This is a genomic window from Chryseobacterium sp. OV279 (assembly GCF_900128945.1).
Classification (GTDB): Bacteria; Bacteroidota; Bacteroidia; order Flavobacteriales; family Weeksellaceae; genus Chryseobacterium.
The window spans coordinates 1,592,507-1,607,186 of sequence record NZ_FQUD01000001.1; the positions used below are offsets into that span (position 1 = coordinate 1,592,507).

Sequence of the window (14,680 nt, forward strand, 5' to 3'; positions counted from 1 at the left end):
ATATAAATATAGCGAAAATTTTTCTATTTTCCAAGAGGCCCAAGCAGGGCTTTTGAATTCTGGTGTTCGTAATCTTCAATGATATTGAACAGCCCGTTGACCAATTGTTCTGAGGCCAGTTTGCTTAATCCTCCGGTATTTACATTGCTGCTGCTTCCTCCAAGAAGGCTTCCCAAAAGATTGTTCCCGGAAAGTGCGGTATTGATGGTTTTTGCAATGCCATATTCGTTCAGTTTCTCATCCACTTTAGGAGCGATGGCTGCTATAAGCTGCTGAGAGGTTTTTTCCTTTAAGATTTGCGTTGCCGTAGTTCCTTGGATGATTCTTGTAACATCCTGAGCATTTAGACTGTTAACTGCATCCTGCAGAATAGGTTTTGAAAGATTAACCGTATACGCAGCTGCCTGAGCGATAAAATCTCTCTCTTTGGCTACTAAGGACGGAGCAATCTTTTCAAGCGTGGAATTAATGTCTCTAAGCTCTTTTGGAAGCGCTTTGTCCACCATATTGTTCTGAAGGAAGGCTTCTTTATTGCTGTAGATCCCCATTCCTTTATCAATACCGTTAAGTAAAACTTTTTTAATGATCGATAGACCCAGGTCCGTGGTAGCCATGGTTTGGCATGATTGTACCGTTGTCAGAACCAATGTTCCGGTTCCGATTAACAGAGCTGCCGTTATGATGTATTTTTTCATTGATCTTTTTCTTATTTTCTCAAATATTGCGCCAAAGGTAAATACTATTCCCGTATTAACAAAATATTAAATTCCTGTTGCGTATTTGGTGAATTTTCTGCTAAAAATGCAATAATTTTAATTGGGTATTTTATCATAAATTCAAACTTATAATGTAATTTAATCTGTTTAAATAGGTATTATGTGGCCTTCCGTTTAATATTTGTTTGGTTTTTTTAAATTTTTAAGATATGTTAACAATGTTCGTTTTTTTTTCTATTTTTGACTAATGTCTTTTTTTGAGAATTTAAATAACTCCACCAGGAAGGACATTAATTAAAATTTGATTGTACGAATAAAATTGAACTATATGAAACAACGTGATTTAAAGTATTCATGTCTCATTGCTGTTTTATACTTCGGTATGAATGTCAATGCGCAGACTGCTCCCAAAGATACTACTGCCAAAGAGCAGAAGATCGAGGAGGTAGTTCTGATAGGATATGGATCTCAGAAAAAAGAAAATGTGACCGGAAGTATCGGGGTAGTTTCTGCCAAAGACCTGGCCAACAGACCCAATGCTAACCCAATCAGTTCTATACAGGGAAGGTTATCCGGAGTACAGGTTTTAAATTCAGGTGCGCCGGGAGGTTCGCCAAGAGTGGATATCAGAGGGGTAAGCTCGCTGACAGGTAAAACGGTTTTTATCGTAGACGGAATGATCACTGACGATATCTCTTTCTTAAGCCCTCAGGATATAGAATCCATGAGTGTTCTGAAAGATCCTTCAAGTTTAGCGATCTACGGAGCAAGAGCATCTAACGGAGCTGTGATTATTAAAACGAAAACCGGGAAGGGAAAGAAACCTGTTTTTAACTTTAACTCGTACTTAGGGATAAAAACAGTGACCAATATTCCTAAAATGGTTAATTCAGATCAATATATCGATTTGTATAATGAGAAATTAATCAATGACAAAGTAAACAATCCTACATTCCTAAACAGATCTGCTTATCCGGCAGATACAGACTGGTTTAAAGAAATTTTCAGAACGAGTATCATTAATTCCAATGATATTTCTGCATCCGGAAATCTTGGAAAGCTAAACTATTACTTAAGCGCAGGAAATCTTCAGGACGAAGGAAACTTAGCTGCAGGTCGGGGAATCAATTCAGGAAGCGGCTTTAATAGATTTACGACTAAGGTGAATCTTAGTTACAAAGTGACCGATAATATTACCATCGGAAACAATTTCACGTTTTCAAAAATGCGTACAGATCATGCGCAGAATACTTTACTGGATGCCTATTCATCACCACCGCTTTATTCTACTATGAATCCGGCCACGGGAGATTACCAGTATTTCACATTGGCTAAAGTGCCCAATTCAAGAGCGAAATTAGACTTATTCAGATCTCAGACGAGAGAAGAAAGACTGTTGAATAATATCTGGGGAGAATATAAATTTCTGAAAGATTTTACCTTAAGAGTAAGCTATAGCTCTGATAATATTAATTCGAGTAAGTATGAATTTACTCCGACGTTTGGTTATTTTCCTTCAGCAGACCAAAAGCCGACTAAGTTAATCACAAGAGACTCCAGAACCAGAAATTACATCTGGGACAATACATTGAGCTGGAAGAAAAGTTTAGGGAAACATAACATTGAATTGTTAGCCGGTTTCTCCAGAACAAGAAGTTCTTATGCTCAGACTTATGCAGAAGCATTAAATGTGAAGTATGATGGAAGTAATTCTTCATTGGGCATATCTAATGGAACAGATATTTATATAACCAGTTTTGAAGAAGGAGAGAGAAATGTTATTCCATATCAGGACAGAATTGAATCATTTTTCGGAAGGTTGAATTATGATTATGGAGGGAAATATCTAGTGAATGCCTCTATTCGTAGAGACGGAACCTCAAAGTATTCATCGAATGACAGATACCGTGTATTTCCAGCTGTAAGCGCGGGATGGGTGATTTCAAAAGAAAATTTCATGAGCGAGCAGAATGTTTTCAGCCTTTTAAAACTGAGAGCAAGCTGGGGTAAATTAGGAAACCCGGATGTACAGAGAGCGTATACGCTTAATACAACAAAAATTATTGAAGGGGCATACTATGGGGGAAATGGTGCACCGGCACAAACCATTGATAAAATTATAGATCCTAATATTGGTTGGGAAACGACAACCGGTAGAGATTTTGGGTTGGAAATGGCTTTATTTAATAATAAGCTGAAAGTTGACGCTACGTATTTTGATAAAGATACGAAGGATGTTGTTTATGGTATTGTACAGGGAACTGTTTCTGGTGCGGGTAACTGGAACAATTACATTACTAATGCCTATTCTTTCAACAACAAAGGATTTGAATTTTCAATCAACTATGATGCTAATCTTAGTGAGAATGTAAAGCTTGGTGTTTATGGAAACATGACCACCCTGAAAAATAAAATTACATCCGTTTTTAATGGATCTTATTTGCAGACAGGAGCGAGCTTATATGGTAATTCAATCATCAGATTACAGGAAGGACAGGCTGTAGGTTCTTACTACGGATATCAGGTGGAAGGTGTTTTCCAGAGTGCTTCGGAAGTAGCAGGGGCACCTACACAGAATGGAGCGACACCGGGAGGATTTAGATTTGCAGATATCGACGGAAACGGAGTAATTGATGCGAGAGATAAAACTTTCTTAGGAAGTCCTATTCCTAAAGGGACTTATGGATTTGGTATTAACCTGAATGTGTATGATTTTGATTTTGCAATCGATTTCCAAGGCGTATTTGGGAATAAGATCTACAATTTCAACAGAGAGCAACGCTACGGAAATGAAAGCTGGGATTTGGATTTCTATAATAACAGATGGCATGGTGCAGGTACCTCAAATGCTTATCCGATGGCTACCAATGACCAGTCGATTATCTTACCTAACAGTTTCTACGTAGAAGATGGAAGCTACATCAGAATCAGAAATATCCAAGTAGGTTATAATTTACCTAAATCATTTGCCAATGCGATGTCTATTACCAAATTAAGATTGTATGTAAGTGCTCAGAATCCTTGGACAAGTTTCAAATATAATGGATTCTCACCTGAAATTTTGAATACAGACAGAGTGCAGATGGGTGTGGATAATAACATTTATCCTATTTCAGCGATCTACACTATCGGTATGAACTTAACATTTTAATTAAGAAAGAGTTATGAAAAAGATATTTTTATCAGTCGCTTTATTTTCGCTTGTACTAAGCTGTAAAGACGATTATTTAGACATAAAGCAAGAAGGTCAGACAGAGGCTGCATCATTTTTCAAGACCCAGGAAGATGCTTTACAGGCTACAAGCGCTATCTATAGTTTTCTGAGAAGCTGGGAGAACTCGGCTTTTCCTTACCAGTTTGTTTTCGGGGTTCCGGCAGACGATGTGGTAAAAGGTTCTAACCCAGGAGATTCCTCTTTCATTAATGTATATGATAATTTCACCTATACAGTGAGTGACGAAGGAGTAAGAGGATACTGGATCGGGCAGTGGCAGGCTGTGAACAGAACGAATCAGGTGATCACCAATGTTCCGGCTATAGACATGGATACTACTCTAAAGACCAGACTGATCGCTGAATCCAGAATGTTAAGAGCGTACTTTTATTTCAATTTAGTAAGAATTTACGGAGGCGTTCCCATTTACGATAAAGTAGAGGCTGTTTATGATAAACCAAGAAACTCAGTGGAAGAAGTATATAATTTCATCATTGCTGATCTTACGGCAGCAGCAGAAGTTCTGCCGCAGACATATCCTGCTTCAGATCTTGGGAGAGTAACGAAAGGAGCTGCATTAGGACTGCTTTCTAAGGTATATCTTTATAAAAAAGACTGGCAGAAGGCATATGATACCTCTAACCAGTTGATTGGAATGGGATACGATTTGGATCCTGATTTTAACCACTTGTTCAGACCGGCAGGTGAATTCGGCAGAGAATCTGTTTTTGAAGTGAACTGCGGATGCGAACCACCATATAAAGGAAGCCAGTATGCCGAAGTTCAGGGAGTAAGAGATCAGTTTGGATGGGGCTTTTTCACACCTTCCAATGCACTTGAAAATGCATTTGAAACAGGCGATATCAGAAAAGAACTGACGATCCTTAGAAACGGAGAAACGACACCGGAAGGAGACCTGATTGCTATGGGAGATGCCAACTCTGTAACGACCTACAACCAGAAAGTATATGTTCCGAAAGCGTTGAATAACAGCGCTTGTGGTTATGGATCTATCCAGAACATCAGAATATTGCGTTTTGCCGAAATCCTTTTGATTAATGCAGAAGCAGCTAATGAATTGGGTAATACCTCTACCGCAAAATTAAATCTTGATAAAGTTAGAAACAGAGCTAATCTTTTACCAACAACCGCTACTACTCAGATTGCATTGCGTACAGCAATATGGCACGAAAGAAGAGTAGAACTAGCTCTTGAAGGGGATAGATTTGTTGATTTAGTAAGAACAGGTCAGGCAGCCACTGTACTTGCTCCTTACGGATTTAAAGCAGGGAAGAATGAAGTATTCCCTATTCCTTTAGATGCAATGGACCAAAGCCACGGAGCTTTCACGCAAAATCCTGGTTATTAATCTAATATATTATAAAATGGCCAAAGTTTACTTTGGCTGTTTTTTTATTATCCATATGAAAATGTAAATCTTATGAAGTTAGGTCTTATTTCTATTCTTACAGTATCCTTACTGCTTTCCTGCAAAAATGCTCAGATCAAAAGCAATGAAACAGCTCAAAATAAAGCTGTAAAAAGCAATATTACCGATGAGCAGCTCATGGACAGGGTGCAGAAAGATGCCCTGAAATATTTCTGGGATTATGCCGAACCTAAATCAATGCTGGGAAGAGAGCGCTACCACGAAGACAATATCTATCCTGACAATGACAAACATGTCATCACAACAGGAGGTTCCGGATTCGGATTGGCAACCCTTCTGGTAGGGGTGGAAAGAGGATTTGTTCCAAGAAAAGAAGCCGTAAAAAGACTGACTCACATGATGGATTTTCTGGCAAAAGCAGACCGTCATAAAGGTGCCTGGTCTCACTGGATCAATGGAGAAACCGGCAAAACAGTTCCTTTCGGAAAAAAAGATAACGGCGGAGACCTTGTGGAGACTGCATTTCTTACGTCAGGAATTCTGATGGTACGCGAATACTTTAAAAATGGAAATGCCGAAGAAAAAGCCCTTGCTGCAAAATGCAACGAACTTTGGAAAGGAATTCAATGGAACTGGTATACAAAAGGCGGTGAAAAAGTACTCTACTGGCACTGGTCACCGGAATACCAATGGGAGATGAATTTTCCTTTGGAAGGTTACAATGAATGCCTGATCACTTACATCTTAGCCGCTTCATCACCAACCCATTCCATCGATGCTGAAACCTATTACAAAGGCTGGGCGAGAAACGGAAATTACCTTTCAGACAAAACAAAATACGGACTTCCTCTGTACGTAAAACACAATTATGCCGAAGAATACGGCGGACCGCTTTTCTGGTCACAATATTCCTACATCGGTCTGGATCCTACCGGACTTTCTGATAAACTGGTGAAAAACTATTTTAACTTAAACAAAAATCAAGTCCTCATCGACTATAAATACTGCGTTGAAAATCCAAAACAGTGGAAAGGCTACGGCCCGAACTACTGGGGACTGACAGCCGGATACACAAGAAATGAAGACGGAAGCACAGGCTATACGGCGCATATGCCAACCAATGACAATGGCGTAATCACACCAACCGCTGCATTGAGCAGTTTTCCGTACACTCCAAAAGAATCTATGGATTTCCTGAGATTCCTGTACACACAAAAACCAGAATTCATAGGATCAGCAGGACCTTATGATGCCACTTCCGTGAATTACAACAACTGGTTTACACCAAGATATTTAGCCATCGACCAGGGCACAATCGCTCCGATGATCGAAAACTACAGAACAGGATTTCTGTGGAAACTATTTATGAATGCCCCCGAGATTCAGCAGGGACTTAAGAAATTGAGTTTTCAGTCTGAGAAATACGGGATAAAATAATATGAATTTATATAATCTTCAACAGGATTTTCATTCAATAGAAACGAGCTTGAACCTGTCTATGAAATTATAAAAACTAATATTCAATAGAAACGGGCTTTAGCCCGTTTAAATAAAAACAACACACCAAACGGCTTTAGCCAAAACCTATATATTAATATGAAATTAAAACTGAAACACCTTTCCCTTTTACTTCTGCCATTGTCACTACAGATTAATGCCCAGGAAATAAAAGGAGAATTAAATAAAGAAATTAAAAGGACAGAGAAAATATCCTACATTCTGGATTACCCTCAGAAGGCAAAAGGAAATGTTCCGTTGATCGTGTTTCTTCACGGCTCAGGAGAAAGAGGAAATAACCTTGAGGCGGTTAAGGCTCACAGTCCATTTACGTATAAAAACCTGATGAAGGAACCTGTAGCGATTTTAGCGCCGCAATGTCCTGCAGATTCATGGTGGGATACTGTAACGGTTTATAATCTGATTAAGGAAATCCAGGAAAAATATAAAATTGATGCCTCCAGAATTTATCTCACGGGGCTTTCACTGGGAGGGTGGGGAACTTTGAAACTGGCTATGGAGCATCCGGAAATGTTTGCAGCAGTAGTGCCGGTTTGTGCACCTACAGATTTGATTATGTACTCCAATATCAATCAATACAAAGACCTGAATATGAAAATTTTTCATGGAGGAATGGATGATATTGTCTTGCCGGAGAATGCTTTAAATTTTTACCAGAGATTACATCCGGTAAATCCTTCCGCAGAATTAGTGATTTTTCCTAATGACAATCATAACTCATGGGACTCCACCTATTCAGACCCAAAACTTTATGAGTGGATGTTTTCTAAGAAGAAAGGAGAATAAGTTTAATGAGAATAAAGAATAAAGAATAAAGAGGTGAGCTATAACACCATCAATTTTATCTCTGATAAAATCTTTGCGCAAAACATAATATTGGAAAAAAACTTGCGTCCTTGCGTTTTCCAACCAAAATGACTCGATGATTAAAGAATAAAACAAGAACTATAATTGAGTAAGAAGGGAGAATAAAGACGTGAGCTATAACACCATCAATTTTATCTCTGATAAAATCTTTGCGCCTTAAAACATAATATTGGAAAAAAACTTGCGTCCTTGCGTTATCCAACAAAAATAACTCAACGATTAAACAATAAAATAAAATTAGAACTATAATTTAAGAAGATAGATTTATGAAAAAGTTAATTGTACTCGCAGCTTTAGCACTTTCGCCCGTGTTTTCCGCACAGGAAATGGTAACCAAACCGGTGCAGTCTTACCAGACGGCCCAGTATCAGGCGAAAAGAAAAGCTTTCGTAGAAAATTTTTTGTCTAAAATGACTTTAGATGAAAAGATTGGCCAGCTCAATCTGCCGACCTCCGGAGATTTCACCACTGGACAGGCTCAAAGTTCAGATATCGGAAAAAAAGTAGAGCAGGGATTAGTAGGAGGATTATTCAATATAAAAGGAGCTGAAAAGATCAAAGCCGTTCAGAAAGTGGCGATGGAAAAAAGCCGTCTAAAAATTCCTTTGATCTTCGGAATGGACGTGATCCATGGTTACGAAACCACTTTTCCTATTCCATTAGGATTAGCGGCTTCATGGGACATGAATCTGGTACAGCAGTCTGCGAGAGTAGCAGCCAAAGAAGCTTCTTCAGACGGAATCAACTGGACATTTTCTCCAATGGTGGATATTTCCCGTGAACCAAGATGGGGACGAGTATCTGAAGGTTCAGGAGAAGATCCTTACTTAGGAAGTGAAATTTCTAAAAATATGGTGTATGGATATCAGGGGAAAGACCTTTCCGTTGGCAATACAATCCTGGCCTGTGTAAAGCACTTTGCATTGTACGGAGCAGGAGAAGCCGGCCGTGATTATAACACGGTAGACATGAGCCACGTAAGAATGTTCAACGAATATTTTCCACCTTATAAAGCCGCTGTAGATGCCGGAGTAGCTTCTGTAATGGCTTCTTTCAATGAAGTGGACGGAGTTCCGGCAACCGGAAGCAAGTGGCTTCAGACCGATGTTCTAAGAAAAATGTGGAACTTCAAAGGTTTTGTTGTGACTGATTATACCGGAATCAATGAAATGATCGAACACGGAATGGGAGATCTTCAGCAGGTATCTGCTTTGGCTCTGAAAGCCGGAGTAGATATGGATATGGTAGGAGAAGGATTTCTGACCACTCTTAAAAAATCGCTTGATGAAGGAAAAGTAACGCAGGCAGAAATCGATATGGCAGCCAGAAGAATTCTGGAAGCGAAGTATGATCTGGGATTATTCGATGATCCTTACCGTTACGGCGATGCAAAACTGGCTGCAAAAGAGGTTTACAATATGGAGAACCGTAACATAGCAAGAAGCGCAGCAGCTCAGTCTATGGTTCTGTTGAAAAACGAAAACCAGGTCCTTCCATTGAAAAAATCCGGTACAGTAGCGGTAATCGGACCATTGGTGAACAACTCACTAAACATGGCCGGAACTTGGAGTGTAGCTACAAAACATGCAGCTTCAGTTTCATTGATGCAGGGACTTCAGGCTAATTATGGGAAAGAAGTGAAATTCCTTTCTGCAAAAGGGGCCAACATTGATTATGATGCTAAATTAGAAGATATTTACGCAGCTCACGGTAAAAAGACAGACCGCGACAATCGCTCTAAAGAAGAATTATTAAAAGAAGCGGTGGACATAGCCAACAAGGCAGATGTGATCGTTCTTGCCATCGGAGAATCTGCAGAAATGAGTGGAGAATCTTCTTCAAGAACAGAAATTACCATTCCTCAGTCTCAGGTTGATTTATTAAATGAATTGAAAAAGACAGGAAAACCAATCGCGATGGTTCTTTACACAGGTCGCCCGTTAGCTTTGACCAATGTAAAAGATACACCGGATGCAATCGTTAATGCATGGTTTGCAGGTTCAGAAGCTGGAAATGCTATTTCGGATGTTTTATTCGGTAAAGTAAATCCTTCAGGAAAACTTCCGATGACGTTCCCGAGAAGCTTAGGCCAGGTACCTATCTATTATAACGCAAAAAATACAGGCCGTCCTTTGAGTCAGGATAAAGTAGACAAATGTGTTTACGAAAGATTCCGTTCCAACTATATGGATGAGTGTAATACACCATTGTACCCATTTGGATATGGCTTGAGCTACTCTAAATTCAGCTATTCTGATCTTTCTGTTTCCAATTCAAATCCAAAAGGAAATCAGACAATTCAGGCTACGGTAACGGTAACGAACTCTGGAAACTATGACGGTGCTGAAGTGGTGCAGCTTTACATCAGAGATATGGTAGGAAGTATTACCAGACCGGTAAAAGAGCTGAAAGGGTTCCAGAAAGTATTCCTGAAAAAAGGAGAATCTAAGAAAGTAACCTTCGATATTACACCGGAAAGTCTGAAATTCTACAATGGAGAATTGAAATTTGACTGGGAACCGGGAGAATTTGATATCATGATCGGAACCAATTCTGATGAGGTAAAACATTCAAAAATCAACTGGACTAAATAATAATCACTAAAGCCGCTTAAAAAAGCGGCTTTTTATTGTTTTGGCATGATTTTTAATCGCACATTTGTAATCTTAAAATAATATTATGAAAAAAACGATTTTACTTGGTGCTATGTTTCTGGGAGCTTTTACATTTGCACAAACTGTTGGTGCTGACAGAGACGCTCACGGATGCATCGGTTCTGCAGGGTATACGTATTCTCAGATTAAAAAAGACTGTGTAAGAGTTTTTGAGCAGAAGATTAAATTAACGGAAGTTGCTCCAAAAGGAAGCTCTACTTCAATGGCTGCTGTAATTTTCAGCAAAGACATGAAAAAAGCTGAAGTTTTCGTTCCGGATACAGATGGGGAAAGCCTTATCCTGACAAGATTGGGGAAAGGTAAAGCATGGAAGAAAGACGGATATATATTGGTTCCTTTTAAGAAAAACGGATACCAGCTTAAAAAAGATAACGTGGTGATTTATCAGTAAATCCTGATTTTATAAAATATAGTAGGAGACTGTCTGTTAAGGCAGTCTCTTTGTTTTAACAGCTTAAGCAGAATCAATTTCGGCTCAGTCTCAAAACTTGAGCAGGTAAATGAAATTTCACGCAGATTAATCAGATGATGCAGATTTTTATTATTGCTACTATGCTTTATCCGTATCATCTGCGAGAGCACACACTCTTTTACTCTCCAGATTTTGAAATTGACCCCAACTTCGGGAATATAACATCCTTGAAAATCACCAGAACTAAAAAATAGATGTATAAGTCTCCTGAATGAGAGATTTTTTGTATCTTGGGTTGACTAATACCTTGTTACTGTTGTTATTTTTTTTAAAACTCAAACTATTAATATTTAAATATGAGAAAAACTATTTTATTGGGCGCTATGTTCCTCAGTTCTTTAGCCTTTGCCCAACAAAAAACTCCTGTTTTAGGAGGTGATAGAGATGTTCACGGCTGTATAGGCTCGGCAGGTTATACATATTCACAAATCAAAAATGTATGTATAAAGGTTTTTGCACAAAAAATCAAATTAAAGGAAGTAGGATCAGATAATAGCTCCACTTCAATGACTGCTGTTATTTTCAGTAAAGATATGAAGAGGGCTGAAGTTTTCATTCCGGAGGGAAATGCAAAAAGCATTATTCTTGACAGGGAAGGGAAAAGCAAAATGTGGAAAAGTGGAAGCTATATAAAAGAAACGTATGTTTTAGTTCCTTACAAAAAAGCAGGTTACCAGATTAAAAAAGATGATGTTGTGATTTATCAGTAAATCAGAATTTAAAAAATATAAAAGCCATTCATATGAATGGCTTTTTTGTTTTTTTAATGGTGAATTACCACAAAGAAGAAACCTGAATGAATCAGGCTTTATTTTTTAGATGCACAATGCTTCATCATATCTTCTGCATGGGCCATTTTCTCTGTATTGGCATGTTCCGGACGGACAGCTTTGTCCCGGTTGAGGAACCCATCCTCCTGAAATCATTTTTAAAGTACTCTTCGATAGTTTTTTTAGATTTTTCATAATAAGTTTGGTTTTAGTTAAGTTACTCTGTAAATTTTTCGAGTTTTAATCATGACTAAATTAAAAAATAAATTGAGATAAAATCACCATCCGTTGAAAAATTATGATAAGAAGGGTGAATTTTATGATTTTCTACTTCAATACCAATTTGTCCAATACTACTTTCAGCTTCAAGTCACATGAATACATTAACAGAATGATAGTTTAAAGTCGGATAAGCTGACACTCATTAAAGAAAACAACTTAATCCGGAAAAATAAACGGCTTTCATTTAATTTTAATCCATCCAAAAGCAGCATTCTAATTTTCATCTCTCACCGAAAATCCTTATTTTTGTGCATCTAAAAGTAAAAGAAAGAATGAATTCCTACAAAAATCCATTGGAAGAGCGCTATTCCAGTGAAGAAATGTTGTTTAATTTCTCACATAATAACAAATTCCGTACCTGGAGAAAGCTTTGGATAGCTTTGGCTGAAATAGAAAAAGACTTAGGTCTTGATATTACAGACGGACAAATTGCCGAGCTTAAAGCGAACGCCGAAAACATCGATTACGATAAAGCGGCTGAGTATGAAAAAAAATTCCGTCATGATGTAATGGCTCACGTTCACACGTATGGTGATGTGGCGCCTTCAGCAAAAGGAATCATCCATTTGGGAGCTACTTCAGCTTTTGTAGGAGATAATACAGACCTTATTCAGATCCGTGACGGGCTTTTAATCTTAAAGAAAAAGCTGGTTAACGTAATGAAAAACTTAGCTGATTTCTCTATTCAGTATAAAGATCTTCCTACTTTAGGATTCACCCATTTCCAGCCGGCTCAGTTGACGACCGTTGGAAAAAGAGCAACCCTTTGGTTACAGAGTTTGGTGCTTGACATCGAAGAATTGGATTTCTTCCTGGAAACACTTCGTTTCAGAGGCGTAAAAGGAACGACCGGTACTGCTGCAAGTTTCTTAGAGCTTTTCAACGGTGACTATTCCAAAGTAAAACACTTAGATAAAGAACTTTCAAAAAGATTCGGTTTTGAGAAAGTATTCGGAGTTTCAGGTCAGACTTATGACAGAAAAATTGATGCTAAAGTAGTGGCTTTATTAGGAAATATTGCTCAGTCTGCTCATAAATTCACCAACGATTTACGTCTTCTTCAAAATCTTAAAGAAATTGAGGAGCCGTTCGAGAAAAACCAGATCGGTTCATCTGCGATGGCTTACAAACGTAATCCAATGAGAAGTGAAAGAATCGGGGCTTTGGCGAAATACGTGATGTCTCTGACGACAAGTTCTGCTATGGTGGCTTCTACTCAGTGGTTTGAAAGAACACTGGATGATTCTGCAAACAAGAGACTGACGATTCCTCAGGCTTTCCTTGCTGTTGATGCGATTCTATTGATCTGGAACAACATCATGAACGGTATCGTTGTATATCCGAACAGAATCAACAAACATATCATGGAAGAACTTCCTTTCATGGCAACGGAATATATCATCATGGAAGAAGTGAAAGCTGGTGGTGACCGTCAGGAAATTCACGAAGTGATCAGAGTTCACTCTATGGAAGCTTCCAAGAAAGTGAAAGAAGAAGGAAAAGAAAATGACCTGATTGAAAGAATCTTAAATGACGATTCATTAAAATTAGATAAATCAAAATTAAAAGAAGTTTTAGATCCTAAAAACTTTATCGGTTTTGCACCTATCCAAACGGAAGAATTCATCGCGAATGAAGTTCAGCCGATTCTGGATCAGAATAAAGACCTGATAGGATTGGAGGCTGATCTTAAAGTATAAAACAGATGCAGTCTTTTGGGCTGCATTTTTTATTTGGTCCGTATGAAGATGTACTCGCTTTTTATTGTGTTTCTGCTTCCTGTGATTATTCTGTCTCAGGATTTAAAACCGAATAAGAAAATTAAATCCGATACAGATTTCAGTCATACCGTTTCAGGGATGACTGCTCCTGTTAGTCTTGGTGACTTTTCCAGAACTGCATTGTGGACAAACTCTAAAAATGATAGTGTTTTTGCTGCTGAATATGAAAGTAAGAGTAATGATGCAGAGCTTAAATTTAAAATTATTCCAGCTTTTCTTGATGAGGAACGACTTTTAAATCATTATTTTAAAGAGTTGTTTGAAAGAAAGTACATCCTTAAAGAAAATGAAAAAGTAAATAAAGCGGTAACTTTTAAGGAAGGGAAATTCAGGCTTCATGGAATAAGTACTTATTTTAGTCGTTTTAACAGATTGGTTAATGTAAGAGTTTACGATGCCGGGTTTTGGGTTTTTTATTTCAGAAATAAGCCAAAAAGGGAATGATACTTTAGCGCTGGATAAAATTCACGATAAATTTTTAAAAGATTTACAGCCGGAAAAAATTGTAGAAAATAACCCTCTGACAAGATATTCGAATATTCATTATGCACCTGCTGCTGCCCGTGATACTGTACTGTTGAGAATTACCATGGCCAGTGCTACGAATAAGTTGAAATGGATCTACAAGAATATGGATAAATATGAGAGAGCATCAGGAATTCCCGGAACCCTTTTGGATTTTCAGATGGCTGGAATCAACGGATTTATAGATTATAAGACAGAAAAAAATCCCAGATCAATTAAAGAAGGCAATTTCACAGTGGACCAATTGATTTCGTTCTTCACAAAACTTCGAAATGACGGTTTCACAGATGAATATTTAATGGAGCAGTATGATTATTTATTAAGTCCGCCGGAAAATCATCAATTTGATTACGAAGGTTATAAGAAGTGGAAACTAAGCAATTCTATAGATTATAATGTTGCTAAAAAATATTATATTATTGTAAATTCGCGTAAGAAAACAGATCTCAGTAAAGACGAGTAAATTAAGC

Annotated in this window: 12 protein-coding genes; 10 read left to right on the forward strand and 2 right to left on the reverse strand. The window is 38.0% G+C overall.

The features are described from left to right. Positions 1 to 23: 23 nt before the first annotated feature. Entirely contained in the window at positions 24 to 695 is a 672-nt protein-coding gene (locus BUA72_RS07080; RefSeq protein WP_047451703.1) for a DUF4197 family protein, read from the reverse strand. Positions 696 to 1,044: 349 nt separating this feature from the next. Between BUA72_RS07080 and BUA72_RS07085 the strand changes: the two genes are divergently transcribed. From BUA72_RS07085 to BUA72_RS07115, 7 genes are all read left to right on the forward strand, one after another. Further along, on the forward strand, positions 1,045 to 3,867 hold the full coding sequence (locus BUA72_RS07085; protein WP_072922334.1) for a SusC/RagA family TonB-linked outer membrane protein: 2,823 nt from the start codon (positions 1,045 to 1,047) through the stop codon (positions 3,865 to 3,867). A 13-nt stretch (positions 3,868 to 3,880) separates the two neighbouring features. After that, positions 3,881 to 5,299 (forward strand): RagB/SusD family nutrient uptake outer membrane protein, encoded by a 1,419-nt coding sequence (locus tag BUA72_RS07090; protein WP_072922335.1) that lies wholly within the window; start codon positions 3,881 to 3,883, stop codon positions 5,297 to 5,299. A gap of 72 nt (positions 5,300 to 5,371) precedes the next feature. Then, positions 5,372 to 6,757: a glucoamylase family protein gene (locus BUA72_RS07095; RefSeq protein ID WP_072922336.1), complete on the forward strand. Its 1,386-nt coding sequence runs from the start codon at positions 5,372 to 5,374 to the stop codon at positions 6,755 to 6,757. Positions 6,758 to 6,916: 159 nt separating this feature from the next. Continuing rightward, positions 6,917 to 7,624: a carboxylesterase family protein gene (locus BUA72_RS07100; protein ID WP_083544131.1), complete on the forward strand. Its 708-nt coding sequence runs from the start codon at positions 6,917 to 6,919 to the stop codon at positions 7,622 to 7,624. 347 nt (positions 7,625 to 7,971) lie between these two features. After that, on the forward strand, positions 7,972 to 10,299 hold the full coding sequence (bglX, locus tag BUA72_RS07105; RefSeq protein ID WP_072922337.1) for a beta-glucosidase BglX: 2,328 nt from the start codon (positions 7,972 to 7,974) through the stop codon (positions 10,297 to 10,299). Positions 10,300 to 10,384: 85 nt separating this feature from the next. Further along, positions 10,385 to 10,771 (forward strand): hypothetical protein, encoded by a 387-nt coding sequence (locus BUA72_RS07110; protein ID WP_047451694.1) that lies wholly within the window; start codon positions 10,385 to 10,387, stop codon positions 10,769 to 10,771. 377 nt (positions 10,772 to 11,148) lie between these two features. Beyond that, positions 11,149 to 11,562 carry a hypothetical protein gene (locus BUA72_RS07115; RefSeq protein ID WP_034724987.1) on the forward strand — a complete coding sequence of 138 codons (414 nt, stop codon included), beginning with the start codon at positions 11,149 to 11,151 and terminating at the stop codon, positions 11,560 to 11,562. Positions 11,563 to 11,667: 105 nt separating this feature from the next. Here BUA72_RS07115 and BUA72_RS24405 read toward each other — a convergent pair whose 3' ends face one another. After that, a complete protein-coding gene (locus tag BUA72_RS24405) occupies positions 11,668 to 11,817 on the reverse strand; it encodes a hypothetical protein (protein WP_156122729.1) in 150 nt (49 codons plus the stop codon). Positions 11,818 to 12,176: 359 nt separating this feature from the next. Between BUA72_RS24405 and purB the strand changes: the two genes are divergently transcribed. The 3 genes from purB to BUA72_RS07130 are packed head-to-tail and all read left to right on the forward strand — an operon-like array spanning position 12,177 to position 14,673. Beyond that, complete coding sequence (gene purB / locus BUA72_RS07120) at positions 12,177 to 13,604, forward strand: adenylosuccinate lyase (protein ID WP_072922338.1); 1,428 nt, start codon at positions 12,177 to 12,179, stop codon at positions 13,602 to 13,604. Between the two features lie 42 nt (positions 13,605 to 13,646). Beyond that, positions 13,647 to 14,129 (forward strand): hypothetical protein, encoded by a 483-nt coding sequence (locus tag BUA72_RS07125; protein WP_139259565.1) that lies wholly within the window; start codon positions 13,647 to 13,649, stop codon positions 14,127 to 14,129. Further along, entirely contained in the window at positions 14,080 to 14,673 is a 594-nt protein-coding gene (locus BUA72_RS07130) for a hypothetical protein (protein WP_072922340.1), read from the forward strand. The genes BUA72_RS07125 and BUA72_RS07130 overlap by 50 nt, the downstream gene beginning before the upstream one ends. The last annotated feature ends 7 nt before the right edge of the window (positions 14,674 to 14,680 follow it).